The organism is Zoogloea dura (genome assembly GCF_012927165.1).
GTDB classification, from domain to species: Bacteria; Pseudomonadota; Gammaproteobacteria; order Burkholderiales; family Rhodocyclaceae; genus Zoogloea; species Zoogloea dura.
Genome location: NZ_JABBGA010000027.1, coordinates 13,758 through 38,291 on the forward strand (window position 1 = coordinate 13,758; position 24,534 = coordinate 38,291).

General features: G+C 66.5%; 20 protein-coding genes. 14 read left to right on the forward strand and 6 right to left on the reverse strand.

The features are described 5' to 3' along the window. Positions 1 to 16: 16 nt before the first annotated feature. From modA to HHL15_RS21975, 4 genes are all read left to right on the forward strand, one after another. Positions 17 to 772 (forward strand): molybdate ABC transporter substrate-binding protein, encoded by a 756-nt coding sequence (modA, locus tag HHL15_RS21960; RefSeq protein WP_169147959.1) that lies wholly within the window; start codon positions 17 to 19, stop codon positions 770 to 772. A gap of 2 nt (positions 773 to 774) precedes the next feature. Further along, positions 775 to 1,464, forward strand: coding sequence for a molybdate ABC transporter permease subunit (modB, locus tag HHL15_RS21965; protein WP_169147960.1), 690 nt, complete (start codon positions 775 to 777; stop codon positions 1,462 to 1,464). Further along, a complete protein-coding gene (modC, locus tag HHL15_RS21970; RefSeq protein ID WP_169147961.1) occupies positions 1,461 to 2,540 on the forward strand; it encodes a molybdenum ABC transporter ATP-binding protein in 1,080 nt (359 codons plus the stop codon). The genes modB and modC overlap by 4 nt, the downstream gene beginning before the upstream one ends. A 172-nt stretch (positions 2,541 to 2,712) precedes the next feature. Then, complete coding sequence (locus HHL15_RS21975) at positions 2,713 to 3,990, forward strand: NAD(P)/FAD-dependent oxidoreductase (RefSeq protein ID WP_169147962.1); 1,278 nt, start codon at positions 2,713 to 2,715, stop codon at positions 3,988 to 3,990. Between the two features lie 152 nt (positions 3,991 to 4,142). Here HHL15_RS21975 and HHL15_RS21980 read toward each other — a convergent pair whose 3' ends face one another. Continuing rightward, entirely contained in the window at positions 4,143 to 5,465 is a 1,323-nt protein-coding gene (locus HHL15_RS21980) for a sigma-54 interaction domain-containing protein (protein ID WP_169147963.1), read from the reverse strand. 202 nt (positions 5,466 to 5,667) lie between these two features. Here HHL15_RS21980 and cydP point away from each other — a divergent pair, with 202 nt between their 5' ends. From cydP to HHL15_RS22010, 6 genes are read left to right on the forward strand one after another with little or no spacing between them, the layout of a single operon-like run. Continuing rightward, positions 5,668 to 5,850, forward strand: a complete 183-nt coding sequence (gene cydP / locus HHL15_RS21985; RefSeq protein WP_169147964.1) for a cytochrome oxidase putative small subunit CydP — start codon at positions 5,668 to 5,670, stop codon at positions 5,848 to 5,850. Continuing rightward, the gene (locus HHL15_RS21990) at positions 5,840 to 7,393 is read left to right on the forward strand and encodes a cytochrome ubiquinol oxidase subunit I (protein ID WP_169147965.1); all 1,554 of its coding nucleotides are present in this window, start codon (positions 5,840 to 5,842) and stop codon (positions 7,391 to 7,393) included. Before cydP ends, HHL15_RS21990 begins: the two co-directional genes overlap by 11 nt. A gap of 16 nt (positions 7,394 to 7,409) precedes the next feature. After that, on the forward strand, positions 7,410 to 8,549 hold the full coding sequence (gene cydB, locus HHL15_RS21995; RefSeq protein ID WP_169147966.1) for a cytochrome d ubiquinol oxidase subunit II: 1,140 nt from the start codon (positions 7,410 to 7,412) through the stop codon (positions 8,547 to 8,549). A 12-nt stretch (positions 8,550 to 8,561) separates the two neighbouring features. After that, positions 8,562 to 8,678, forward strand: a complete 117-nt coding sequence (gene cydX, locus HHL15_RS22000) for a cytochrome bd-I oxidase subunit CydX (protein WP_169147967.1) — start codon at positions 8,562 to 8,564, stop codon at positions 8,676 to 8,678. Beyond that, entirely contained in the window at positions 8,675 to 9,310 is a 636-nt protein-coding gene (gene petA / locus HHL15_RS22005; protein ID WP_268967127.1) for a ubiquinol-cytochrome c reductase iron-sulfur subunit, read from the forward strand. The genes cydX and petA overlap by 4 nt, the downstream gene beginning before the upstream one ends. 23 nt (positions 9,311 to 9,333) lie before the next feature. Further along, positions 9,334 to 9,633 (forward strand): cyd operon YbgE family protein, encoded by a 300-nt coding sequence (locus HHL15_RS22010; protein WP_169147968.1) that lies wholly within the window; start codon positions 9,334 to 9,336, stop codon positions 9,631 to 9,633. 24 nt (positions 9,634 to 9,657) lie between these two features. Here HHL15_RS22010 and HHL15_RS22015 read toward each other — a convergent pair whose 3' ends face one another. Next, positions 9,658 to 12,417, reverse strand: a complete 2,760-nt coding sequence (locus HHL15_RS22015) for a PAS domain S-box protein (protein ID WP_169147969.1) — start codon at positions 12,415 to 12,417, stop codon at positions 9,658 to 9,660. Between the two features lie 285 nt (positions 12,418 to 12,702). On the opposite strand from HHL15_RS22015, the gene HHL15_RS22020 reads away from it, so the two are divergent. Both HHL15_RS22020 and HHL15_RS22025 read left to right on the forward strand, forming a co-directional pair. Next, positions 12,703 to 14,094: a methyl-accepting chemotaxis protein gene (locus HHL15_RS22020; protein WP_169147970.1), complete on the forward strand. Its 1,392-nt coding sequence runs from the start codon at positions 12,703 to 12,705 to the stop codon at positions 14,092 to 14,094. Next, the gene (locus tag HHL15_RS22025) at positions 14,091 to 15,623 is read left to right on the forward strand and encodes a chemotaxis protein CheW (protein ID WP_169147971.1); all 1,533 of its coding nucleotides are present in this window, start codon (positions 14,091 to 14,093) and stop codon (positions 15,621 to 15,623) included. Before HHL15_RS22020 ends, HHL15_RS22025 begins: the two co-directional genes overlap by 4 nt. On the opposite strand, the gene HHL15_RS22030 is transcribed toward HHL15_RS22025, so the two are convergent. Both HHL15_RS22030 and HHL15_RS22035 read right to left on the reverse strand, forming a co-directional pair. Next, positions 15,620 to 16,495, reverse strand: coding sequence for a transporter (locus HHL15_RS22030; protein WP_169147972.1), 876 nt, complete (start codon positions 16,493 to 16,495; stop codon positions 15,620 to 15,622). The two genes, HHL15_RS22025 and HHL15_RS22030, sit on opposite strands and share 4 nt — an antisense overlap. Before the next feature lie 117 nt (positions 16,496 to 16,612). After that, positions 16,613 to 18,754, reverse strand: a complete 2,142-nt coding sequence (locus tag HHL15_RS22035; protein ID WP_169147973.1) for a PQQ-dependent dehydrogenase, methanol/ethanol family — start codon at positions 18,752 to 18,754, stop codon at positions 16,613 to 16,615. A gap of 269 nt (positions 18,755 to 19,023) precedes the next feature. Between HHL15_RS22035 and HHL15_RS22040 the strand changes: the two genes are divergently transcribed. Further along, on the forward strand, positions 19,024 to 20,982 hold the full coding sequence (locus tag HHL15_RS22040) for a sigma-54-dependent Fis family transcriptional regulator (RefSeq protein WP_169147974.1): 1,959 nt from the start codon (positions 19,024 to 19,026) through the stop codon (positions 20,980 to 20,982). Positions 20,983 to 21,048: 66 nt separating this feature from the next. On the opposite strand, the gene HHL15_RS22045 is transcribed toward HHL15_RS22040, so the two are convergent. After that, positions 21,049 to 22,662 (reverse strand): methyl-accepting chemotaxis protein, encoded by a 1,614-nt coding sequence (locus HHL15_RS22045; RefSeq protein ID WP_169147975.1) that lies wholly within the window; start codon positions 22,660 to 22,662, stop codon positions 21,049 to 21,051. Between the two features lie 154 nt (positions 22,663 to 22,816). Between HHL15_RS22045 and HHL15_RS22050 the strand changes: the two genes are divergently transcribed. Beyond that, complete coding sequence (locus HHL15_RS22050) at positions 22,817 to 23,683, forward strand: fused MFS/spermidine synthase (RefSeq protein WP_169147976.1); 867 nt, start codon at positions 22,817 to 22,819, stop codon at positions 23,681 to 23,683. Here HHL15_RS22050 and fdhD read toward each other — a convergent pair. Next, positions 23,674 to 24,525, reverse strand: coding sequence for a formate dehydrogenase accessory sulfurtransferase FdhD (gene fdhD, locus HHL15_RS22055; protein ID WP_169147977.1), 852 nt, complete (start codon positions 24,523 to 24,525; stop codon positions 23,674 to 23,676). The genes HHL15_RS22050 and fdhD overlap by 10 nt on opposite strands. Between the last annotated feature and the right edge of the window lie 9 nt (positions 24,526 to 24,534).

Genomic DNA, 24,534 nt, shown 5'->3' on the forward strand with positions numbered 1-24,534 from the left:
TTGCCGGAGTCCTGCCATGCAACCCGTTTTCCGTCGTCTTGCCCTGTTTGCCGTGCTCGCCGGTGCCGCCCTGACGGCCCGCGCCGAGGAAGTCTCGGTGGCGGTCGCCGCCAACTTCACCGCGCCGATGCAGAAGATCGCCGCCGAGTTCGAGAAGAGCACCGGCCACAAGGCCCAGCTGATCTTCGGCTCGACGGGCAAGTTCTACGCCCAGATCAAGTCCGGAGCGCCCTTCCAGCTGCTGCTGGCCGCCGACGACGAGACCCCGGCCAGGCTGGTGAAGGAGGGCGACGCCGTGGCCGGAAGCCAGTTCACCTACGCCATTGGCAAGCTGGTGTTGTGGTCGCCCAAGGCCGGCTATGTGGATGACAAGGGCGAGGTGCTCAAGTCCGGCAAGTTCGAGCACTTGGCCATCGCCAACCCCAAGCTGGCGCCTTACGGGCTGGCCGCCACCGAGACGCTCAAGGCCCTCGGCCTGGCGGACGGCCTCCAGTCGAAGATCGTGATGGGCGAGAGCATTACCCAGGCCCAGCAGTTCGTCACCTCCGGCAGCGCCGAGCTGGGCTTCATCGCCTTCTCGCAGATCCACAAGGACGGCAAGCTGATCGAGGGCTCCCACTGGCTGGTGCCGGCCCGCTACTACAGTCCCATCCGTCAGGATCTGGTCGTCCTGAGCAAGGGGAAAGGGAGTGCGGCGGCTGAAGCGCTGGCAGGTTTCCTCAGGTCGAGGGGCGCAGCCGAGATCATCAAGTCCTACGGCTACGATCTCTGACCATGGTGCTGACTCCCGACGACTGGATGGCAGTACGTCTGACGCTGGAGCTGGCCAGCCTGGTCACCGTGCTGTTGTTGCTCGTCGGTACGCCGATTGCTTGGTGGCTGGCGACGACGCGCTCCCGGTTCCGCAACGTCGTCGGCGCGATCGTGGCGCTGCCTATCGTGCTGCCGCCGACGGTGCTCGGCTTCTACCTGCTGATCCTGATGGGCCCGAACGGGCCGGTGGGGCAGATCACTCACTGGCTGGGGTTGGGGCGCTTACCCTTCACCTTTGCCGGACTGGTGATCGCCTCGGTGTTCTATTCCCTGCCGTTCGTGGTGCAGCCCATCCAGAACGCCTTCATGTCCATGGGCGCCCGCCCGCTGGAAGTCGCCGCCACCCTCAGGGCGTCGCCCTGGGACAGCTTCGTGCATGTCGCCCTTCCGCTGGCCCGGCCGGGCTTCATCACGGCTGCAGTGCTGGGTTTTGCCCATACCGTGGGGGAGTTTGGCGTAGTGCTGATGATAGGCGGCAATATTCCGGGCAAGACCCAGGTGCTTTCCGTGCAGATCTATAACCATGTGGAAGCCATCGAGTATGCCCAGGCCCATGGTCTGGCTGCCGGTCTGGTGGTGTTCTCCTTCCTCGTGCTGCTGGCCCTGTATTCGGTCGGCGGAGCGCGCAACACCCTGGGGGCGGGGCGATGAGCGGCGGCCTCGACTTGCGGTGCCGGCTGCCCCTGGCGGATTTTGCCCTGGAGGCGGATCTGTCCCTGCCCGGGCGCGGGGTGACCGCCCTGTTCGGCCCTTCCGGGTCGGGCAAGACCACCTTGTTGCGCTGCGTGGCGGGCCTGGCCCGGGCCGCGGGGCGGGTGGAGATCAACGGGGAGTGCTGGCAGGACGATGCCCGGCGGATCTTCCTGCCCACTCACCAGCGGGCCCTCGGCTATGTCTTCCAGGAGGCCAGCCTGTTCGCCCACCTGTCGGTGAAGGCCAACCTGGAGTTCGGCCTCAAGCGCATCGCTCCGGCGGAGCGCAAGGTCGGTTGGGATGCGGCGCTCGAGCTGCTCGGCATCGGCCACCTGCTGGAGCGGGGCACGGGGGCGCTCTCGGGGGGCGAGCGCCAGCGCGTGGCGATCGCCCGCGCCCTGCTCACCAGCCCCCGCCTGCTGTTGATGGACGAACCCCTGGCCGCCCTCGACGCGCGCCGCAAGCAGGAGATCCTGCCCTACCTGGAGCGCCTGCACGACGAGCTGGCCATCCCCATCCTGTACGTCAGCCATTCTCCCGATGAAGTGGCCCGGCTGGCCGATCACCTGGTGCTGCTGGAGCAGGGCCGGGTGCTGGCCAGCGGGCCGATCGCCGAACTCCAGGCCCGCCTCGACCTTCCCCTGGCCCTCGACGAGGATGCCGCCGTGGTGGTCGAGGCGCAGGTGCTGGAGCACGACGAGGCCTATGCCCTGACCCGCCTCGGGCTGGCCCGCGGCTCCATCCAGGTGACCCGCAAGCCGCTGGCGGTAGGGGCCCGCGCGCGTATCAAGATCCAGGCGCGGGATGTGAGCATTGCCTTGTCGGCCGACAACCCTTCGAGCATCGTCAACCGCCTGCCGGCACGCATCCGCGGTTTTGGCGAGGCCGTGCACCCGGCCCAGTGCCTGGTGAGCCTCGATGCCGGCGGCACACTGCTGCTGGCGCGCATCACGCGCCTGTCCCGGGATCAGCTCGATCTGCGGGAAGGCATGGAGGTGGTGGCGCAGATCAAGTCGGTGGCCTTGCTCGGCTAGCTGCGGGCAGATGGGCCCGCACTGTGGCTGCCGGCCCCGTTACGGTGGATGATCGCCGCACTTCTCCCTGGAACTCTTGGGGCTTCATGGCCAATGAGACAGCCTGGTTGTTTAAATTAGAATTTGCTTATATTCTGAAATGTATAAGCACCCAACAACCAAAGGAGACCGTATGGCCAGGATCATCGTTATTGGCGCCGGCATAGGGGGAGTGCCTGCCGCCTATGAGTTGCAGGCGAAGCTCGGGAAGTTGCATCGCATCACCGTGGTCAGTGCGAGCGAGTACTTCCAGTTCATCCCGTCGAACCCCTGGGTGGCCGTTGGCAAGCGGGAGAGGAATGAGATCACGGTGGGATTGCGGCCGCAGCTTGAAAGGAAGGGGATTGATTTCATCGTTCAGCCCGTCGAATCGATTCTTGCCAAGGACAGCCGCCTGAGGCTGGCCGATGGAACGGTGCTGGAATACGACTATCTCGTCATCACGACGGGGCCGCACCTTGCATTCGAGGAGGTGCCGGGCTCAGGGCCGGTAGATGGCTTCACCCACTCCATCTGCACCATCGATCATGCCGAGCGGGCATTTGCTGCCTACGAGGCCTTTCTGCAGAATCCCGGGCCTGTTGTCGTGGGGGCGATGCCGGGGGCCAGTTGCTTTGGTCCGGCTTACGAGTTCGCGTTCGTTCTGGACGCCGATCTGCGGAGGCGGAAACTGCGTCACAAGGTCCCGATCACCTATGTGACCAGCGAGCCATATGTCGGTCACCTGGGGTTGGGGGGTGTCGGGGATTCGAAATCGATGCTCGAAAGTGAGTTTCGGAACCATGACATCAAGTGGATAACGAACGCCAGAACAACCCGGGTCGAGGCTGGCCGGTTGTTTACAACGGAACTCGATGGTTTGGGCAAGGTGCTGCAGGAGCATGAGTTGCCCTTCCTGTTTGCGATGATGCTGCCGGCCTTCAAGGGCGTTGATGCGGTAGCCGCCGTTGATGGACTGTGTAATCCGCGCGGTTTTGTGCTGATCGATGAACATCAGCGCAGCCCGGGATTCAGGAACATCTTCTCGGCTGGCGTGTGTGTCGCCATTCCTCCCGTGGAGGTGACACCGGTGCCTACCGGCGCACCGAAGACGGGTTACATGATCGAGACGATGGTGACCGCCATCGTCGAGAATATTGCCGCCGACCTTGCAGGGAGGGAGGCAAGTGCCAAGGGAACATGGAACGCCATTTGCCTCGCAGACATGGGTGATACGGGGGCCGCATTTGTCGCCTTGCCGCAGCTGCCTCCACGTAACGTCAATTGGTTCAGGAAGGGCAAGTGGGTGCATCTGGCAAAGATTGCCTTCGAGAAATACTTTCTGCACAAAGTGCGCTCAGGGTCATCCGAACCCGTCTTTGAGAAGTATGTGCTCAAGGCGCTGGGTATTTTCCGTCTCGAGGAAAAGTGACATCAATGCGGGGGCGCAATTCAATGAGCTGGCGCCGGGGGCTGGCAACTGCCGGGCTTCCGGTAGGGCCGTCGTGATCCCCATGCGCTTGCAGCGCAAGTCCTTGGGAAACGCGAGTGATGGGGGGCGGGCCGTGCTGCAGGCCCAGCCGCTCAGGGCAAGGACTTGAGCCGCCGGTAAAGCGTCCGCTCGCTCATCCCGAGTCGTGCGGCCAGGGTTTTGCGGGAGCCTTGATGGGCACGCAGGGCGGCGGCCAGTTCTGCATCGTTCAAGCTGCCGGCCGGCACTGCCATGGCGGTGCTGCGGCAGGGCGGCTGCTCCGCTTGCCGTGGTGTGCCCGGATCATGCAGCTCCTCGGGCAGGTGGCGGCTTTGCAGAGTGTCTCCGTCGCACAGCAGGCTGGCCCGCTGCAGGATGTTGCGCAATTCACGCACATTGCCGGGGTAGTCGTAGTTTTCGAGGCAGGCCAGGGTGTCAGCCGCGATGCTCAGATGCCGTTCGGGCGCCACGCGCTCCAGCAGCGCGGCGGCCAGCAGTGCGATGTCTTCCCGGCGCTGGCGCAGCGGCGGCAGGCTGATCGGGAAGGTATTGACCCGATAGAAGAGGTCCTGGCGGAACTGCCCCTGTTCGACCAGAGACTTCAGCGGCCGGTGGGTGGCGGAGATCAGGCGGATGTCGGAGCGCAGCAGTTCGGTACTGCCCACGCGCCGATAGGTGCCGGTTTCCAGCAGGCGCAGGAGCTTGACCTGCATGGCCAGCGGGATGTCGCCCATCTCGTCGAGGAACAGGGTTCCGCCGCCGGCTGCTTCGACCAGCCCGATCCTGCGCGCGGTGGCGCCGGTGAAGGCCCCACGTTCATGGCCGAAGAGCTCACTCTCGAACAGGGTTTCGGTGAGGCCGGAACAATCCACTGCCACGAACGGCCCCCTGGCGCGGCGGCTGGCATCGTGGATGGCCTGGGCGACCAGCTCCTTGCCGGTGCCCGACTCTCCCTGCAACAGGACCGTGGCCTCTGAGGGGGCGACGCGGGCCACCAGCTCGAGCATGGCCCTGAAAGCGGGGGCCCGTCCGGTGAGTTGCGGTGCGTCGGCAAGCCCGCGTGCCACCGGCAGGGGCTCGAGCTTCTCGATGAAGTAGGCGATCTGGCCGTCACTGCCACGCACGGGTGACAGCTCGATGTTCTCGTAGCTCTCACCTGCCGGGGTGTGGTGGAGATGCACCACCCTTTCCCGCTGTCCGGATTTGAGGCTGCGTGCCAGCGGGCAGGATTCGCCGGCCTGGTCGCAGGGGACCGGGTAGCGATGGGAGACCTCGAAGCAGGTGCGCCCGATGAGGTCGGCAGGGCGGCCGGAGCCGGCCCGGTAAGCCGCGTTGGCGGCCAGGATCCGGTAGTTGCGGTCGCACAGGATATGCGGTTCGGGCAGGGTCTCGAGGAAGGACACGAGCTCGGGCAGAGGGGGCGGAGTGGCGGTCATCGAGAGCTCGTTCTCTGCCAGGCAGGCAGTCAGGTTGGCAGCAAAATGCTGTCATGGCAGTGTGCCAGCGTCAAGCCCGTGCGGCTGATCGTCACGTGCGACAAAGTGCAAGGCTTTGTCATGACAAGAGTTTTTGATTATTGGGGAGAATGGCACGGGTCTTGATTAGCAAGTTCTTATGTTCAAGAAAGGCTGCCAGACCGTGACTTCTTCCGACGCGCTCCTGCGGCGCCATCTGGGCTGGGTTGTGGCCCTCAAGTTGATTGCGCTCATCGCTCTGTGGTGGTTCTGCGTGCGTGATGCCGGGCTGCACGTCGATCCTTCCACGGTATTGAGGCAGTTCGCCCCCAACCCCATCGCGCAAGGAGTCCCCCGTGGTCAGTGAACAACTGGTCGATCTATCCCGGCTGCAGTTTGCAGCCACTGCCCTGTACCACTTCCTGTTCGTGCCCCTCACCATCGGCATGGTGTGGCTGCTGGTGATCATGGAGTCGGTCTACGTGATGACCGGCAAGCCGCTCTACAAGGACATGACCCGGTTCTGGGGCAAGCTCTTCGGCATCAACTTTGCGCTGGGGGTCACCACCGGCATCACCCTGGAGTTCCAGTTCGGCACCAACTGGGCCTACTACTCCCATTACGTGGGCGACATCTTCGGGGCGCCGCTGGCCATCGAGGGGCTGATGGCCTTCTTTCTCGAGTCGACCATGATCGGCCTGTTCTTCTTCGGCTGGGACCGCCTGTCGCGGCGCCAGCACCTCATGGTGACCCTGCTGATGGCGCTGGGCACCAACCTGTCGGCCCTGTGGATCCTGATCGCCAACGGCTGGATGCAGAACCCGGTGGGCGCCGAGTTCAGCTACGTGACCATGCGCATGGAGCTGACCGATTTCCAGGCGGTGCTCTTCAATCCGGACGCTCAGGCCAAGTTCGTGCACACCGTGTCGGCGGGTTACGTCACCGGGGCGATGTTCGTGCTGTCGATCTCGTCCTGGTACCTCCTGCGTCGTCGCGACGTGGAGTTTGCCAAGCGCAGCTTCGGCATCGCGGCGGCCTTCGGGTTTGCCTCGGTGTGCTCGGTGATCGTGCTGGGTGACGAGTCGGGCTACACGGTGGGCGAGGCCCAGCAGACCAAGCTGGCCGCCATGGAGGCGATGTGGGAGACCGAGCCGGCACCTGCTGCCTTCAATCTCGTCGCCATCCCCAACGAGGCTGGGATGAAGAACGACTTCGCCATCGAGATCCCCTGGCTGATGGGGCTCATCGGCACCCGCTCGCTGGACCGGCAGATCCCCGGCATCAAGGAGATCAAGGCGAAGAACAGGGTGCGCATTGTCTCGGGGATCGAGGCGGTGACCGCGCTCGACGCACTGCGCCGCAACCGGGACGATGCCGCCGCGCGCCGCAGCTTCGAGGCGCACAAGGCCGACCTGGGCTTCGGGCTGCTGCTCAAGAAGTACGTCAGCCGTTTTGATCAAGTGACGCCGGCGATCATCGACAAGGCGGTGAACGACACCGTGCCCCGCGTTGCCCCGATGTTCTGGAGCTTCCGCCTGATGGTGGCCCTGGGCCTGGCCATGCTGCTGCTCTTCGGCCTGGCCCTGTGGCATTCGGTGAAGGGGGACTTCACCGACAAGCCCCGGCTGCTGCGCGCGGCCCTGTATGCCTTGCCGATGCCGTGGATCGCCTGCGAGGTCGGCTGGTTCGTGGCCGAGTATGGCCGCCAGCCGTGGACCATCTATGGCGTATTGCCGACCCACCTGTCGGTGTCGACCCTCAGCGTCGACAGCCTGTATGGCTCCCTGGCCGGCTTCGTCGGCTTCTACACCGTACTGCTGGTCGTCGAGATGTACCTGATGATCAGGTTTGCCAGGCAGGGCCCGGGGAGCCTGGGTACCGGTCGTTATGCCAACGAGGCTCACGCCTGAACCGAGGACACCCCGAATGCTCGACTACGAATCCCTCAAACTGATCTGGTGGCTGCTGGTTGGCGTACTGCTGGTGGGCTTTGCCGTGATGGACGGCCACGACATGGGGGTCGGCACACTGCTGCCCTTCGTCGCCAGGGACGATATCGAAAGGCGGGTCGTCATCAATACCGTCGGCCCCCACTGGGATGGCAACCAGGTGTGGTTCATCACCGGTGGTGGTGCCCTCTTCGCCGCCTGGCCGCTGGTCTATGCCACCGCCTTCTCCGGCTTCTACTGGGCCATGCTGGCGGTGCTGTGGGCCTTGTTCTTCAGACCGGTGGGTTTTGACTACCGCAGCAAAATCAGCCACCCCACCTGGCGCAAGACCTGGGACTGGGGTCTCTTCATCGGCGGAGCCGTGCCACCACTGATCTTCGGTGTGGCCTTCGGCAACCTGTTCCAGGGCGTGCCCTTCAGCTTCGACGACCACCTGGTGTCCACCTACTCGGGCAGCTTCCGGGATTTGCTGAATCCCTTTGCGCTGCTCGCCGGCGTGGTGTCGACGGCGCTGATCACTTTCCACGGCGCCATCTATCTGGCCCATCGTACCCAGGGCGAGATCCAGTGGCGGGCCTTGCGGGCGGCAGGCTTCTTCGGTGGGCTGCTGGTGCTGAGCTTTGCCGCTGCCGGCGTCTGGCTGTGGATGGGCATTCCCGGTTATGTCATCCAGTCGACGGTGGAGGCTGCGGCCTTGCCCGACCCGCTGGCCAAGACGGTGGTGCGCGAGGCGGGCGCCTGGTTTGCCAACTACCGGCGCTATCCGCTGACGCTGGGGCTGCCGGTGCTCGGCTTCGCCGGGGTGGTCGCCGCCCAGGTGCTGGCCCGTTCGGGGCGCACGCTGGCCGCCTTCTGGGCGTCGGCGCTGGCCATTGCCGGCGTCATCGGCACGGCGGGGGCGGCGCTGTTCCCCTTTGTCATGCCGTCATCCGTCGACCCGCGGGCCAGCCTCACCGTGTGGGACAGCGTCTCCAGCCAGCTGACCCTCAACATCATGTTGTGGGCCACGCTGATCTTCATGCCGCTCATCGTGCTGTACACGAGCTGGGCCTACCGCGTGATGGGGGGCAAGGTCAGCGCCGCCTACATCCGTGAAAACAGTCATTCCGCCTACTGAGGAGTTAACGACATGTGGTACTTCACCTGGTTGCTGGGCATCGGCTTTGCCGTGCTGCTGGCCATTCTCAATGCACTGTGGGCCGAGCATGAGGCCGGCCGCCAATCAACACTCGGGAGTCACGAATGATGATGTCGACCAGCGCCCCTTCCCTGCCACCGGACGGCTGTACCGACGGGGCATCCTGCAATCCTTCCCGGCGCGCCTTGTTGATGGTCACGGCCGGTGCCGGCGGTGCCCTGCTTGCGGCGGCGGCCGTTCCGTTCGTCAGCAGCCTGACCCCTTCCGAGCGGGCCATGGCGGCGGGGGCACCGATCGAGGTGGATATCGACAAGCTCGCGCCGGGCGACATGATGGTGCTTGAGTGGCGCGGCAAGCCGGTCTGGATCCTGCGCCGCACACCTGAGATGCTGGCGGCGCTCGCCAAGGCCGAACCCGGACTGGCCGACCCCGGGTCGGGCGTCGAGGCGCAGCAGCCCGACTATGCGCGCAACAGCCATCGTTCCCTGCGTCCCGAGGTGTTTGTGGCGGTGGGCATCTGCACCCATCTCGGATGTTCGCCGTCCAGCGCCTTTCAGGCCGGCAATCCGGCGCTCGGGGCGGACTGGCCCGGCGGTTTCCTGTGCCCCTGCCACGGCTCGACCTTCGACTTTGCAGGCAGGGTCTTCAAGAACAAGCCGGCGCCGACCAATCTGGAAGTGCCGCCGCACACCTACCTGAGCGATACGCGCCTGCTCATTGGCGCCGACGACACCGCCTGAGCGGACACGAGGAGAACGCCACCATGCGCAAGCGTGACGCGGATGACGCGATCCCTGAGGCACCCGATTCGGGCTTCCGCATCCTGTCCTTGCTGACGGGCATCGTCCTGGTTGTCATCCTCAGCGTCTTTCCCCATGTCGCCATGGACCGCTGGGGCGTGGCGGATCATGTGGCGGCCCTGCTGCTGCTCTGGTCGATGAGTGCCGGGCTGGTGAGCGGCGTCGGCTTTGTGCCCGTGCGCGGCATGCCGCGCCTGTTGTTGTCGAGCCAGGCCTGTCTGCTGGCGCTGGTGCTGGCGCTGCTCCGCATCGTCGGGCACTGAAAGGGGCCTGAGCCGGGCGCTGCGTCACCCCTGCGCCAGGATGGCCTTTGCGCTTGCGATGACTGCCTGCATTTCCTGCAGCGTGTCGCGCAGCAGCGCGTCGAGTTCATCCCCCGCCTGCCGGGCGTGGGTCAGGTGCTGCAGGCGCCCGGCCATCCGGTGCAGGGGCATGGCGCCGATCTGGGCCGCCGTGCCCTTCAGGTTGTGGGCGATCTGTTCCGCCGTGTGCCAGTCGGCAGCCCGCAGGGCGGCGCCGATGCGTTCGGCGGCGTCGCGCTGGCCGGCCACGAACTGTTCGAGGATCTGGTGATACAGCGTCTCGATGCCGGCGACCTGGGCCAGGCCCTGCTGCGGGTCGATCGCCCCGGGTGTGCCGGCGGGGGCTGAAGCCGCCGCGGGTGTTGCCGGGGCCGGCGCTGCAACTGCGGGCGGAGCGGGGCGCTTGAGCCATGTGTGCAGCGTCGCGATCAACGTCTGGGGATCGATCGGCTTGCCGATATGGTCGTTCATGCCGGCTGCCAGGCAGCGCTGGCGGTCCCTGCTCATGACATTCGCCGTCATGGCGACGATGGGCAAGTCCGCCGGCGTGGCGTGGCGGCGAATCTCGCGGGTGGCGGTCAGCCCGTCCATGACGGGCATCTGCATGTCCATGAAGACCAGTCCATACGGGTGCTGCCGCACCATGTCCACGGCGACGGCACCGTTCTCGGCGATATCCGCCTCGACACCCAGGAGGTTCAGCAGGCCCTTGGCGACTTCCTGGCTGAGTTCGTTGTCTTCGGCGACGAGAACCTTGAGGCCCTTGAATTCCGGGTGCGGCGCGAGAGCCTCCGGGCGTGCCTGGGTCGACGGCGATACGTTGTGCGCCACCCCGCACGGCACCCGCAGGTCTGGCAGAGCCGGCTCGGCTGGCCGGGCCGTGTCGCCGATGGCGAGCCGGGCGGTAAAGGCAAAGGTGGAGCCGCTGCCCGGCTTGCTCTGGATGGTGATGTCGCCCTGCATCAGCCGGGCCAGGCGGAGGGAGATCGCCAGGCCCAGGCCGCTGCCGCCAAACTTGCGGGTGGTGGACGCATCGGCCTGGTGGAAGCTCTGGAAGAGGTTCCGGCATTGCTCTTCCGAAAGCCCGATGCCGCTGTCGCTGACGGCAAAGCAGATGAGCGCTTGCGCCTCCGCGCTCTCCGTTGCCGAGACCACAACGGAGACGTGGCCCTGGTCGGTGAACTTGATCGCGTTGCTGACCAGGTTGATCAGCACCTGCCTGATCCGGAACACATCGCCGACCAGTTGGCGAGGCACCTCGGGCTCGACGCGGATGACGAACTCCAGGCCCTTGCGCGCGATGCGTTCGCCGAATACCGCGGTGAGCTCGTCGAAGAGCTGTTCGAGTTTGAAGGCATCGTGCTCCAGCACGGTCTTGCCGGCCTCGAGCTTGCTGTAGTCCAGGATGTCGTTGATGACCGAGAGAAGGTGCTGGCTCGCGCCATGGATCTTGTGCAGGTAGTCGCGCACCGTGGGTGGCGGGTCTGCCTTCAAGGCCAGGTGAGTCATGCCGATCACCGCATTCATCGGGGTCCGGATCTCGTGGGACATATTGGCCAGGAAGGCCGCCTTGGTGTTGGCGGCGTCTTCCGCCATCTCGCGGGCGCGGTCCATCTCCTCGATGGCGAGCCGTTCCTGGGTGATGTCGGCCACCGTGGCCAGGGCGACGCTGCCGGCCATGCCGGGCTCGAGCAGGCGAATGGAGACGCGGGCCCACAGGCGCGTGCCGTCCTTGCGGATCATCTCCTGCTCGCGATGGACGGTCTCGCCGCCCTCGATGTGAGGATAGAGCCGCTCGCCGAAGAGCTCGAACTCGGTGTCGTTCCGGTACCAGGCCCGGGTCGAGTGGCCGATCAGTTCCTCCCTGTCGTAGCCCAGCAAGGTCTCGAGCATGCGGTTGCACTTGAGCACCACCCGGTTGCGCAGCAGCACGATGCCGATCGGGGCCGCATCGAAGATGGCCCCCAGTTCAACAGTGCGCTGCTGCACGATGTCTTCGAGGTGGTCGCTGTAGGTCTCCAGGTCGGCCTGGGCCTGCTTCAGTTCCGTGATGTCGCGGGCCACGCCGTAGAGGCCCACGATGTCCCCGCTGTCGTCGCGGATCGGGTACTTGCGATTGTCCACCCATCCGCGCTGGCCGTCGCGGGTGAGTGTCTGCTGCACGTCCTGGGCGACTTCGCTGCCGGCAAACACCGCCTTTTCGAGGCGGTAGTAGATGTCGGCGTAGGCCTCGGGGAACACGTCGTAGTCGGTCTTGCCGATGAAGTCGGTCCAGTGGGCCACGGGTTCGCACAGGGACACCAGGGTCTGGCTGGCGCCGGTGAAGACGTGGTTGCGGTCCTTGAAGTAGATGAAGTCGTCGGTGTTCTCGAGCATCGCCCTGAGGGTGGGCATGCCGGCGGCGTCCACCATGGTCCGCGGCAGGCTGCGGGCATCCTGCAACAGCAGCAGGAGTTCGATGCCCCCTTGGGGTGTGCCGCGCCGGGAGAACTCGGCACGGATGCAGCGGATGCGCCCGTCCGCGTGGCGCATGCGCAGGTTGGCGACTTCGACTGTGGCCGTCGGCTCGGTGCAGAACAGCTGCAGGGCGATGTCCGCGTCGTCGGGATGGATCAGGTGCCCGAGCCGCACCAGGCCGTTTGTCAGGTCTTCACTGCTGTAGCCCAGGACTTCGTTGATCCCGGCCTCTGCAGACAGCACGCGGAGCTCGGCCCTCAGCTCGACACGCAGGCGAGCCTCTATCATTGTTCTTCCTCCCGACAACCGGTTGGCCGTGTGATGTACTGCGACGGCTTCTGCGAGGATATTAAACCGAGTCGGTAAGATGCGCCGGCCGTGAACATTGATGTAGCAATGGTCCATATGCTTCCCGCAGTGGTGCACATTGAATGTGCACGCGTCCGCATAATGAAAAGCGTCGTGCTTCAAGCTCGGACTTACTCCTAAAGAGTTAGCGCCGAGTGTCCGTAAGCTCCTGTGACGCGCCACACACTTCCGGTGTGCGGGGATGACATCGATAAGGGGAGAAGAATGGGTGCTGCAGAGAAGCCCGCAAGGGCCACCAGGGTGATCCGGCCGGCGGTGAACGCCGACACGCAGTTCAGCGTGGCGGAGCAGGACCTGGCTGGCTATGTTGCGGCGATCAGCCGCAGTCAGGCCGTCATCGAATTCAGCCTGGATGGCACCATCCTGGCGGCCAACCAGAATTTCCTGGACGTGATGGAGTATCGGCTGGAAGAACTGCTGGGGCAGCATCACAGCCTCTTCGTGGGGCCGGAGGAGGTTGCCTCGTCGGCCTACCAACTATTCTGGGATCGGCTGCGCCGCGGGGAGTTCTGTTCCGGTGAGTTCCGGCGCATCGGGCACAACGACAAGGAGGTCTGGATCCAGGCCACCTATAACCCGATCTTCGACCCCGATGGCAATCCGGTGAAGGTGGTGAAGTTTGCCAGCGATGTGACCCACAGCAAGCTGCGCAATGCCGAGTTCGCGGCCAAGGTGGCGGCCATCGACGAAGGGCAGGCGGTCATCGAGTTCGACCTGGATGGCAATGTGCTCACCGCCAACCGCAACTTCCTGGTCGCGATGGGCTACACCTTGCGGGAGATCCAGGGGCATCACCACAGCCAGTTCTGCAGCGTCGAGTACACCCAGGGCGAGGAATACCGGAGCTTCTGGTTGCGTCTCAATGCCGGCGAGCACATCAGCGGCCGCTTCCACCGGGTCGGCAAGTTCAACCGCGATGTGTGGATCCAGGCCACCTACCACCCCATCCTGGACCTCAACGGGCAGGTCATGAAGATCGTCAAGTACGCCCATGACGTAACCCAGGAGGTGTTGCTGGCGAGGCGCATCAATGACAAGGCCAGCGACATGACCGGCAGCGTACGCAGCCTGGTGGACAGCATCACGGCGATCGCCGACAACTCGGGGGTCGCCTCGAGCATGGCGATGGAGACCTCCGCCGCCGCCAAGACCGGCTTCGACGCGGTGCAGAAGTCGATCGCCGCGATCGACCGAATCCAGAGCAGCTCCAGCCGGGTGGCCGAGATTGTCCGGGTGATCAGCGAGATCGCCAACCAGACCAACCTGCTGGCCTTCAATGCCGCCATCGAGGCGGCCCGCGCCGGCCAGCAGGGGGTGGGCTTCTCGGTGGTGGCGGCGGAGGTGCGCAAGCTGGCGGAGCGCAGCTCCACGGCGGCCCAGGAGATCGCACGCCTGATCGACGAGTCCTCCCACAACGTGCAGCAGGGGGCGGAGGTGAGCCGCTCGGCCGCGCGCAGCTTCGAGGGCATCCTCAGCTCGGTGGAGCGCACTGTCGACAGCGCCAACGAGATCGCCGGCGCCACCGATCAGCAGCGCGAGCTGGCCGGCCAGGTGTCGCGGCTCATCGAGGAACTCGCCCGGGCCGTCGAGCGATGAGTCTTGCGGACGGTGCTGGCGAGCGCCGCTTCGGGGTCTTCTTCCTGGCCTCGATGCAACTGGGGCTGCCCCTCGAGGCTCTCCGCGAGGTGGTGCCGCGAGGTGCGCTTGCCGCGCTGCCCTGTGCCGCGCCCTGCGTGGTGGGGGGCGTGGATTTGCGCGGGACCCTGGTGCCGGTGGTGGATCTGCGCCGCGTGATCGGCATGGACCCGGCGGCCGGCGAGGCTGACAGCATCGTCATCATGGCCCATGAGGGGCGCCTGCTGGGCCTGTTGGCCAGCGGCGTGGTGGGGGTGTTCACGTGCGAGGCGGGAGGCTGGAGCCGGCTGGAGGCGCGCAACGCGGCCTTGCCCCTTTTCGACGGCGGCTTCCGGCGCCCCGACGATGGCGTGCTGGTCAGCGTGTTGTCGCCGGAAGGGCTGGCCGGCTTGCAGGACGTGCCCATGGTGGACTGCCCCGGCAGCGCCCGTGGCCTCAGCCTGAATCCGGCGGCTACCGGGACGGGGGGCGCGGCCGAGGCCTACCTGATGCTGGTGCGTACCGGCCCGGTGCCGATGGCGCTGGCATCCGACGCTGTCTACACCACCATCCTGCACCCGCAGATCCTCAATTCGCCCCTGGCTGGCGGCTGGTGCCTGGGCATCATCGAATACGCCGGCGTCAGGATCCCGGCGGTGGACCTCCTGGCTTTCTGCGGCCTCGGCGAGATCGCCAATCCCTGGCTGACCCAGGCCTTCCTGGTTCAGTACCCGCGGGGCTGGGTGGCCTTCATGGTGGACGAGATCATCGACGTGCTGCGGACCGGCAGCTGCGTGCCCGTTCCCATTCCCGCCGGTACCCTGCCCAGGGACGGCCTGTTTGCCGGTGCCCTGCCGATGGCTGTGCTGACCTGTGGGGCCGTCTCGGACGCCGGCCGGCAGACGGCCTACTCCCTGCTGCTGGATGCGCAGCAGATCCGCGCGAACCCCGAGCTGCAGGGCCTGGGGCGGGTCAACACGCCGGTCGATGGCGCCGCTGCCGGGACGGCAGGCGGCCCGGACGATGAAGCACAGCTGGCCGGGACGCGGTGCCAGGTGCTGACCTATGACCTGGGCTTCGAGGTGGCGACGCCCATCGAGCAGATCACCGAGATCCTGCCCTGGTCGGACGACTGCACGCTCTTCGGTGCCGGGTCGCGCACCACCGGCCTGGTGGTGAGCGGCGGGCGGGCGATTCCCACGTTCTGCCTGAGCACCCTGATGGGCCTGCCCGGCGCCGAGCGCTCACCGACTGCCAGCGTGCTGGTGGTGGACACCGGGGGCGGCTTCGTCGGCTTCAACGTGCCGCGCCTGCTGAGCATCGACGACGCGCCACGCAGCCGGCCCGAGGCGTCCGGTGTGGCGCGGGCCAACCTGCAGGCCCTGCCTGAGGCGGCCGGCGTCCGCTGGTCGCCGCTGCGGGTGGGGAGCGGCAGCGCCGAGCGCATGCTCGGCGTGCTGGATCTCAAGCACCTGGCCGCCAGCTTGTGCGGCCAGGCCGAGCCCGCTTAGTACACATACAGCAGGCGGGCCTGCAGGCCGCTGATCTTGGGGCCTTCCTCGACCTTCAGGTCATGTACGTACTGCAGTTGCACCTGCCATTGCTTATCCACGAAGGAGGCCCAGGTGAGCATGGCCGTGCCGTTGTTCTTGGCGCCGGCGATCTCGGCGCCGTGGAGGGTTTCCTTGGCGCCCCAGGCGTGGCGGTAGGTGGCGGCCAGGTAGGTGGCGTCGCTGAGGTGGTAGCGCAGGTGGCCGTGGGCCTGCAGCAGCGGGTCCTTCTGCGACTTGGTGTCGCGCTGGTCCTGGTAGAACTCGGTCTCGCCGATCAGATCCACCGTCCACTTGTTGCTCAGCTTGCGGATGTAGCCCACCTGCAGGTCGGTGGCCCAGCGGTTGTTGCTGAGGGCGAAGCCCTGGTTCTTGTCGCTGCCGGTGGGGGCGGTGAAGAACACCGACCAGCCGAGGTGCTCGCCACGGGCCAGGTCGGCGATGGTCCACAGGGTGCCGCCGAAGATCACGTCGCCGATGCCGCTGGCCTTGCTGTCCGACAGGCCGATCTTCTGGCTGCCGAAGGGCATGATGATCTGCGGGTCGATGATGTAGTCGCCGAGCTTCATGAAATGCACGTAACGCAGGATGCCGGCATTGACCGACAGGTCGAGGTTGTCCACCACCTTGTTGCCATTGGCGTACACCTTGTCGGCGCGGGGGAACTGGGCATACACGAGGGCGAGGTTGGTGCCCGCCGGCAGGCCGGTGTAGTCGCCCGGATCGGGGCGCACGTCGGCCTGGGCGCTGCCGCCGAAGAGGCCGGCGGCGGCCAGGGCCGCGCTGCACAGGCGGACGCGGAAGGGCTTGGAGGGCTGGTTGGAAGTGCGCATGGTCTTGTCTCCGTGTTGTTGTAGGGCGTTGTCTTGCGGGTGGTGCTGAATAAAAAGGCCGCGGCCGTCCGGAAGGGAGGGGGAGAGGAAGGCACTGGCCGCGGCAAGAGGGAGGGATTACTTCTTCGGCCGCACGGCGTCGGCGGTGCCTTGGATGAAGGCCTTGATCTTGTCCACGTCATCCAGGCTGAGCTTGCCGGTGAAGTCGGGCATGCCCTTCTTCAGGAAGGGGCCGTTGAAGACGAAGTCGGACAGGTTCTCGATGTCGCGTGACGGCACATAGCCCAGGTTGGGGATGTTGCCGCCCTTGTCCACGCCGGGCACGCCGTGGCAGAAGACGCAGTGGCTGACATACAGGCGGGTGCCTTCGGGGATGTGGGCCGGGTCGTACTTGACGCCGGAGATCAGCTCGCCGAGGGCGTAGGCGGGGGGCTGGGGCAGGGGCGTGGTGCCGCCCAGCGCAAAGGTGTAGACGCGACCGTTGTCCTGCTTGTCGGTGGCGCGCTGCATCAGGCCGAAGACGCCGCCCCAGCCGACGGCGATCGACACGTATTGCCGTCCATCCACCTGGTAGGTGACCGGCGGGGCGATGATGCCGGTGCCGATCGGGGCCTCCCACAGCTTCTCGCCGGTGTCGGCACGGTAGGCGGCGAAGCGGCCGTCGGCGCTGCCGGCGAACACCAGGTTGCCGGCGGTGCTGAGGGTGCCGCCGTTCCACGGCGAGGTGTATTCCTGGCGCCAGGCCTCCTTCTGCTTCACCGGATCCCAGGCGATCAGGCGGCCGAAGGCCTTGCTCTTGGGCGGCTGAGTGTTGATCAGCATGCCGGTGTTCCAGCCGGTGCCCGACTGGGGCTGCCCGGGCTGGTTGCCGTTGTGGGTCCAGGCCTTGTCCTCGGCCAGGTTGATCGGCACGTTCTGCACCGGGAAGTAGGCCAGGCCGGTCTTCGGGTTGAAGGACATGGCATGCCAGTTGTGGCCGCCGAAGGGGCCGGGCACGCTGTCGAAGGCCTCCCGCGAGCGGGCTTCCGGCGTTTCGATCGGGCGGCCCTTCTTGTCATAGCCGGTGGCCCAGTTCACCTCGGTGAAGGGCTTGGCGGAAATGAACTTGCCGTTGGTCCGGTCGATGACGAAGAAGAAGCCGTTCTTGGGGGCGTGCAGCAGCACCTTGCGCTTCTTCCCGTCCAGGGTCAGGTCGGTGAGGATGATGTCCTGCACCGAGGTGTAGTCCCAGTTGTCGCCGGGGGTTTCCTGGTAGTGCCAGACGTATTTGCCGGTGTCCGGGTCGAGGGCCACCACCGAGGCCAGGTAGAGGTTGTCGCCGCCGCCCGGGCTGCGCTTGCGGTGGTTCCACGGCGAGCCGTTGCCGGTGCCTACATACATCAGGTTGAGCTCGGGGTCGTAGGCCATGGAGTTCCACACGGTGCCGCCGCCGCCGTTGACCCACCACTTGCCGGCCGGGTCCCAGGTCTTGGCGGCTTTGGCCATGGAGGCGTCCTCGAAGGGCTTGGCGGGGTCGCCAGGCACGGTGTACCAGCGCCACTTCTGCTCGCCGCTCTCGGCGTCATAGGCTGTGATGTAGCCGCGCACGCCGTACTCGGCGCCGCCGTTGCCGATGATCACCTTGCCCTTGATGACCCGCGGGGCGCCGGTGACGGTGTAGGAGTGGCTGCGGTCCTCGATGGTGTCCTTCTCCCATACCGGCTTGCCGGTGGCTGCATCCAGCGCCACCAGGCGGCCGTCGAAGGTGCCGACGAAGACCTTGCCCTTGTACAGGGCGACGCCCCGGTTCACCACGTCGCAGCAGCCCTTGAAGCCGATCTCGCGGGGCACCTTGGGGTCGTAGGACCACAGGCGCTTGCCGCTGCGTACATCCACCGCGTGTACGACGCTCCACGAGGCGGTGACGTACATGATGCCGTCCACCACCAGGGGCGTGGCTTCCACGCCGCGGGTCGATTCGAGGTTGTAGGACCAGACCAGGCCGAGCGTGTTGACGTTGCCGGCATTGATCGCCGTGAGCGGGCTGTGGCGGGTCTCCGCATAGTCGAGGCCATAGGCCGGCCAATCATTGCCGCGGGCCGCGTTGGCCCGGATGGCGGGGGCGTCCACCCGGGCGGTGACCGCGGCGATGTGTTCGCGGGAGCCCTTGGCGGGTTCTGCCCGGGCCGGGCCGGCGAGCAGCGCACAGGCCAGCAGGGTGCTGCCGGCGAATTGCATTGCGCGCTGCCCGGAGCGCCGCATTTCACGGTGTCCTGTCATCTTGTCTCCTCATTGACTTGAGTTGTCGAACTTATTTAATGTGGTGCGCCCCGTTCCGGGATAGGGATATTCCGCTCGGGGTCATAAGCCCATAGCAGCCGGCGTGCCTGCCGGGGAGTGCTTGGGTTTCACATAAAAACAAATAAAAATCATTGGCTTGCATTTGTTCCGGGCTGCACGCAGTGGATGGCCCGGAATGGGGTGTATTGAAACGAGTCAACGCCGGGGAAAGGTTGACTTGTTATTCGCCAAATAGAGGAGACAAAAGCATGGGCGAATCCGCGGTGTCCTTCGGGCAACGGGTTGAACTGGCACGCAGGCATTTTTTCCGGGAGGGAAAAAGGCCGGACGGGTTGATACCCGAAATGGTGATCCGCTCGTGGGAGCGTTCCCGAGAGCTGGGGCTGGGGACGGGCGACCGGCGCGTCTTCAATCCGGTCGCGCGCCACGAGAAATCACTGATCGAGGAGCGCTGCCGCCCCTTGATCGCCAGCGCCTTGCCAGAGATGGAGAAGCTCCACCTGTCGCTCGGGCACGCCGGTTGGGCGCTGGCCTGCATCGACATGGAGGGCATCGTGGTCAGCTCGGTGTGCGGCAGCGGCATCGAGGCCCGCGAGCTGGCTAGCATCTTCCAGGTGGGGCGCAACGTCAGCGAGGCGGCGGTGGGCACCAACGGGCCGGGATGTTCCCTGACCGAGGGGCGGCCGATGGTGGTGCGTGCCGCCGAGCACTTCCTCGACGAGGTGCGCCCCTTCAGCTGCGCCGCGGTGCCCCTCTTCGGCCCGTCCGGCGCGCTGGTCGGGGTGCTCGACGCAACGCGCATGGGCCACGGCGAGCCGGTCACCATCCTCGAGCCCCTCGGCATTGCCGCCCGCGCCATCGAGAACCGCATGCTGGCTGAGCTGCAGGGCGCCCTGACGATGGGCTTCCACTACCGCCCCGATCTGCTCGACACGCCGCTCGAAGGGGTGGTGGTGTTCGCCGAGGACGGCACGCTGCTGGGGGCCAACCAGAGCGCCCGACAGCTCCTGGGCCTGGGCGCCGCTGAAGCAGGCCGCGAGCGCTTCGAGACGCTCTTCGACTGCCCGCCGGAAACCTTCCGGCGCGCCCTCGCCGGCCGGCTCGACAAGGGCGTGCTGCGCAGCGACGGCGGGCTGCGCTTCGACGCGCGCTTCCAGGCGATGCGCCCGGGGGCGATGCTGGCCGGCCTGCGCGAGGGCGCGCAGCGCATCCATGCCCTGGCCGCGCGTCCGGTGCTGCCGGCGCAGGCCGGGCAGGCGGCGGGCAGTGGCGACGCCATCGGTTTCGATCCGGTGGCCGGGCAGGCCTTGCACGTGGCCCGGCGTGCCTTCGAGCGTGACATACCGGTGCTCATCAACGGCGAGACCGGCACCGGCAAGGAGGTGCTGGCGCGTCGTCTGCACGATGACAGCAGCCGCTCCGCCGGGCCCTTCGTGGCGATCAACTGTTCGTCGCTGCCGGCCGGGCTGATCGAGTCGGAGTTCTTCGGCTACGAGGACGGGGCCTTCACCGGCGGCCGGCGCGGCGGTGCGTTGGGCAAGTTCGAACTGGCGCGCGGCGGCACTCTCTTCCTCGACGAGATCGGCGACATGCCGATGGAGCTGCAGGGCCGCCTGTTGCGGGTGCTGCAGGAGCGCAGCTTCAGCCGCCTGGGGGGCGCCCGCCAGATCGTCTTCGATGCCCGCGTGGTGGCGGCCACCCACCGCCGCCTGGAAACCCTGGTGGCGGAAGGGCGCTTCCGGGAAGACCTGTACTACCGGATCAAGGGGGTGCGGGTGAGCCTGCCGGCCCTGCGCGAACGTGGCGACCGGGCGGTGCTGATCGACGCCCTGCTGGCCCGCGAGGCGGGGGAGGGCGATGTGCCGATGCTGTCGCCGGAGGCGCGCCATGTCCTGATGCACTATCGCTGGCCGGGCAACATCCGGCAGCTCGGCCACGTGTTGCGGCTGGCCCTGACCCTGGCGGAGGGCGAGGAGGAGATCGGCCTGCAGCATTTCCCCGAGGAGCTGCTGACCGATTTCGACGATGCACTGGCGCTGCGGGCGGCGCCGTTGCGCGGCAGCGAGGTGTGCCTGCGCGACATCGAGCTCGAGGCGGTGCGCGCGGCGATGGCGCGCAATGCCGGCAATGTGTCTGCCACCGCGCGCAGCCTGGGGGTGGCGCGGGCCACGCTGTACCGCAAGCTCAAGCTGCTCGGGTTGGCCTGAGCCGCGGCTGACGCGCTGCTGAGCATGACTCCGGAGGGATGTCCCTCCGGGAGCATGGCGGGCGGCTTACAGCCGGAAGCGCGACACGCTGGCCTTCAGGCTGCTCGACACCGACTGCAGGGTGTGGGCGGTGCTGGCCACTTCGCTCACCGCGGCGGAGTTCTCTTCCGACATCTGGGCGATGGATTCGACATTGCGGGCCAGGTCGGTGGAAGCGCCGCGCTGTTCCTTCAGGGCATCGTTGATGCCGCCGATGGCCTGCTGCATGGTCGCCGCGGAGTCGCGGATCTCGCCCATCGACTCGCTGGCCCGGTTGGCGTCCTCGACGACGTTGCTGACCAGGCTGCGGCTCGATTGCATGCTGGTCACCGCATCGCTGGCGCCCTGCTGGATGGTGCCGATGACGGCGCTGATCTCCTGCACCGAGCTGGTGGTGCGTTCGGCCAGCTTGCGTACCTCATCGGCCACCACCGCAAAGCCGCGGCCTTGCTCGCCGGCCCGGGCGGCCTCGATGGCGGCATTGAGCGCCAGCAGGTTGGTCTGGTCGGCCACTTCGCGGATCACCACGGTGATGCGGTCGATCTGCTGCACGTGGTTGGACAGGCTCTGGATCTGCTGGGCGGTGTTCTCCACCTGCTGGGCGACCTGGCCGATGCGCTGGGCGGCGCTGTCCACGCCACGGCCGCTGTGGCTGGCCAGGCCTTCGGCCTCCTGGGCACGGCGGCTGGCATCCTCGGCGCTGTTGCCGACGTGGTCGATGCTGACGGTGAGTTGTTCCACCGCGGCGGCGGCGGCCGAGGTGGCGCTCGACTGCTGTTCGCTGCTGATCGACACCTGCTGCGCCGCGCTGGACAGCTGGCTGGCGGACTGGGCGACCTGTTCGGACTCGGCGACGATCTCGCCGATGGTCCGCGCCAGATCGGCGCGCATCGCCTCGAGCGAGCCCAGCAGTTTGCCGATCTCGTCCTGGTTGCCCGCTCCCGCCGCATGCTCGGCGGCGAGGTTGCCGGACGCGATGCGCGCGGCGGAGCGGTTGGCCGCGTCGAGCCGGCTGGTGATGCTGCGGATGGTGGTGACGCTCAGGGCGACCAGCGCCAGCGCCGCAACGACCAGCACGCCGATGCTGATCTGCAGCGCGCTGCCGAGGGTGCCGGCGGCTTTGGTGGCGGCATCCTTGCCGATCCGCTCGTTGTACTTCATGTGGGCCGTCAGCTGATCCACGAAGCGGGTGGCGTAGGGGGCCACCGAGTTCAACAGGGCGCGTGCCTCCTCGTGCCGGTTCTGGCGTGACAGCGCCAGGACTTCGTCAACCCGCTTGTTGTATTCATGGAAGGCCGTGCGTTCCGCCTCGAGCAACTGCCGGTCTTCCGCATCGAAGATCAGCTGCTCATAGGCCTTGAACTGCTGCGTGATGGCGTCGCGGGCGCTCTGGATGGTCTTCTCGATCTCGGCTATTTCCTTCACGTCGCTCGCCAGCACATGGCGATAGATGCGGACCCGCAAACGTCCGGTGTCGATGGCCGTTTCCGACAGGACCAGCATGCTGGGAACCACATTGACGGTGCTGAAGTTTGCGTCTTCGTAAACCCGGCTGATCTGTTGGTAGGACATGCCGGCGAGGGCGATCAGCCCGAGCAGCGCCGTTCCGACGATGAGCATGAGGCGGCGGGAGATGGTCATGGCAGATATCCAATGAGCAATTGGTATGCGGGGCAACATCCCCTGAGGAGGAGCTTGATTGCGGGGCTTACGGCAGGACATGCAGTATCTTTAAAAAGTGTGCCTTGAACCCGGGGGGTACAATGAGGCCCTGTCGTATCCATCCTGTCCTGCCGTGCCTGCGTCGAACCGCCCCGCCATACTGGTCCTGCCCAGCCCTTTCTTTTCCGATTCGGACACCATCCATCTCCTTGAAGAGGTGGATTGCGACCATCAGGCCGTGCTGCGCCAGGTGGTCTCAGGGGCTTATGACAAGCCTTTTGTGATTGATGACGGGCAGACCCGCAGCCTGCATTTCTCGCTCTCGCTGATCCAGAGCACCATGAGCCTCAAGGATCCGTTTGCGCTGGAGCTGGATTACACCCAGGCCATGATGAGCTTCCTGCTGTTCCTGGCGCGGCCACGTCAGATCCTGATGCTGGGGCTGGGTGGCGGCTCGCTGGCCAAGTTCTGCCATCGCCAGGTGGGGTCGGCGCGCATCACCGTGGTGGAGATCGACCCGCGTGTGATCGCCTTCCGTGACGTCTTCGAGCTGCCCCCCGACGATGCCCGGCTACGCGTCTGCGAGGGGGATGGCGCCGATTGGGTCGGGCAGAGCGCGGGCTGGGAGGAGCGCCCGGACGTGATCATGATGGACGCCTTCGACCGCCACGGGCTGTCGGATTCGGTCAGTTCCACGGCCTTCTATCAGTCGGTGCACGATGCGCTGACCGGCAAGGGCCTGATGGTGGCCAATCTGGCAGGCGAGCGGGATGACCGGGAGGACCACATGGCGATGATCGCCGAGGTCTTTGATGACCGCGTGCTGCGCTATTCACTGCAGGACGGCAACGACATCGTGCTGGCTTTCCGGGCCTCCGGCTTTGCCCCCCGCTGGCGCGAGATCGCCAGCCAGGCAAAGGCCTTGCGCAGCCGCACCGGCCTGGATTTTCCCCGCTATGCCGAGCGCCTGGAGCGCAGCCGGCGCCTGCGTTACGTCTGATCGACAGGGCTGAAGCGCTCGGGGCCGGCGTAGATCACCATGCGCCGGTCGCGGGCGAAGCCGGCCAGGCCGAGGCCGGACTCGCGGGCCAGGTCCACCGCCAGCCCGGTGGGGGCGGACACCGCCACCAGGCTGCCGATACCCAGCGCCAGGGTTTTCTGGACCATCTCGTAGCTGGCCCGGCTGGACACCAGCACAAAGCCGTCGGTCGGGTCGAAGCGTGTGGCGGCCAGGTGGCCGAGCAGCTTGTCGAGGGCGTTGTGGCGCCCTACATCTTCGCGCAGGGCGCGGATCGCGCCGTCGCGTCCGATCCAGGCCGCGGCATGCACCGCGCCGGTGGTCTGGCGCAGGGGCTGGTGGCCGGGCAGGGCGGCGAGGCCGGCAAAGGCCGCGGCGATGGGCACCGGTGCATGCGAGGGCAGGTGAGGATGGGGGCGGGCCAGCGCATCCAGGCTCTCTACCCCGCACAGTCCGCAGCCGGTGCGGCCGGCCAGGTTGCGCCGGCGGGCCTTGAGGCCGGCAAAGCGCTCCGAGGAGATTTCGAGATGCAGTTCGATCCCCCGGCTGCCGGGCACCTGTTCGGCGTCATAGAGTTCGGCGCGGCTGGCCAGGATGCCTTCGCTGAGGCTGAAGCCCAGGGCCAGGTCTTCCAGGTCGGCGGGGGTGGCGAGCAGTACGGCGTGGGAAATTCCGTTGTAGACCAGGGCGACGGGAATCTCCTCGATCAGCTGGTCGGTGTCGGCGATGACGTGGTTGCCGTCCACCCGCCAGACCTGTGCCGGGCGGGTGGCGGTGGGGGTGTCGGGCGGCGGGGGGGAGAGCTTGGGGGCAGGGCAATGCATGCCCCATTG

What these genes read in the sequence shown, in the direction of transcription:
- HHL15_RS21975 (WP_169147962.1), top strand. Translation starts at nt 2,713, where the DNA reads ATGGCCAGGATCATCGTTATTGGCGCCGGCATAGGGGGAGTGCCTGCC.
- modC (WP_169147961.1), top strand. Translation starts at nt 1,461, where the DNA reads ATGAGCGGCGGCCTCGACTTGCGGTGCCGGCTGCCCCTGGCGGATTTT.
- HHL15_RS22020 (WP_169147970.1), top strand. Translation starts at nt 12,703, where the DNA reads ATGGGTGCTGCAGAGAAGCCCGCAAGGGCCACCAGGGTGATCCGGCCG.
- HHL15_RS21980 (WP_169147963.1), bottom strand. Translation starts at nt 5,465, where the DNA reads ATGACCGCCACTCCGCCCCCTCTGCCCGAGCTCGTGTCCTTCCTCGAG.
- HHL15_RS22030 (WP_169147972.1), bottom strand. Translation starts at nt 16,495, where the DNA reads ATGCGCACTTCCAACCAGCCCTCCAAGCCCTTCCGCGTCCGCCTGTGC.
- modB (WP_169147960.1), top strand. Translation starts at nt 775, where the DNA reads ATGGTGCTGACTCCCGACGACTGGATGGCAGTACGTCTGACGCTGGAG.
- cydX (WP_169147967.1), top strand. Translation starts at nt 8,562, where the DNA reads ATGTGGTACTTCACCTGGTTGCTGGGCATCGGCTTTGCCGTGCTGCTG.
- cydB (WP_169147966.1), top strand. Translation starts at nt 7,410, where the DNA reads ATGCTCGACTACGAATCCCTCAAACTGATCTGGTGGCTGCTGGTTGGC.
- HHL15_RS22010 (WP_169147968.1), top strand. Translation starts at nt 9,334, where the DNA reads ATGCGCAAGCGTGACGCGGATGACGCGATCCCTGAGGCACCCGATTCG.
- HHL15_RS22025 (WP_169147971.1), top strand. Translation starts at nt 14,091, where the DNA reads ATGAGTCTTGCGGACGGTGCTGGCGAGCGCCGCTTCGGGGTCTTCTTC.
- HHL15_RS22035 (WP_169147973.1), bottom strand. Translation starts at nt 18,754, where the DNA reads ATGACAGGACACCGTGAAATGCGGCGCTCCGGGCAGCGCGCAATGCAA.
- HHL15_RS22015 (WP_169147969.1), bottom strand. Translation starts at nt 12,417, where the DNA reads ATGATAGAGGCTCGCCTGCGTGTCGAGCTGAGGGCCGAGCTCCGCGTG.
- modA (WP_169147959.1), top strand. Translation starts at nt 17, where the DNA reads ATGCAACCCGTTTTCCGTCGTCTTGCCCTGTTTGCCGTGCTCGCCGGT.
- HHL15_RS22040 (WP_169147974.1), top strand. Translation starts at nt 19,024, where the DNA reads ATGGGCGAATCCGCGGTGTCCTTCGGGCAACGGGTTGAACTGGCACGC.
- HHL15_RS22045 (WP_169147975.1), bottom strand. Translation starts at nt 22,662, where the DNA reads ATGACCATCTCCCGCCGCCTCATGCTCATCGTCGGAACGGCGCTGCTC.
- fdhD (WP_169147977.1), bottom strand. Translation starts at nt 24,525, where the DNA reads ATGCATTGCCCTGCCCCCAAGCTCTCCCCCCCGCCGCCCGACACCCCC.
- petA (WP_268967127.1), top strand. Translation starts at nt 8,675, where the DNA reads ATGATGATGTCGACCAGCGCCCCTTCCCTGCCACCGGACGGCTGTACC.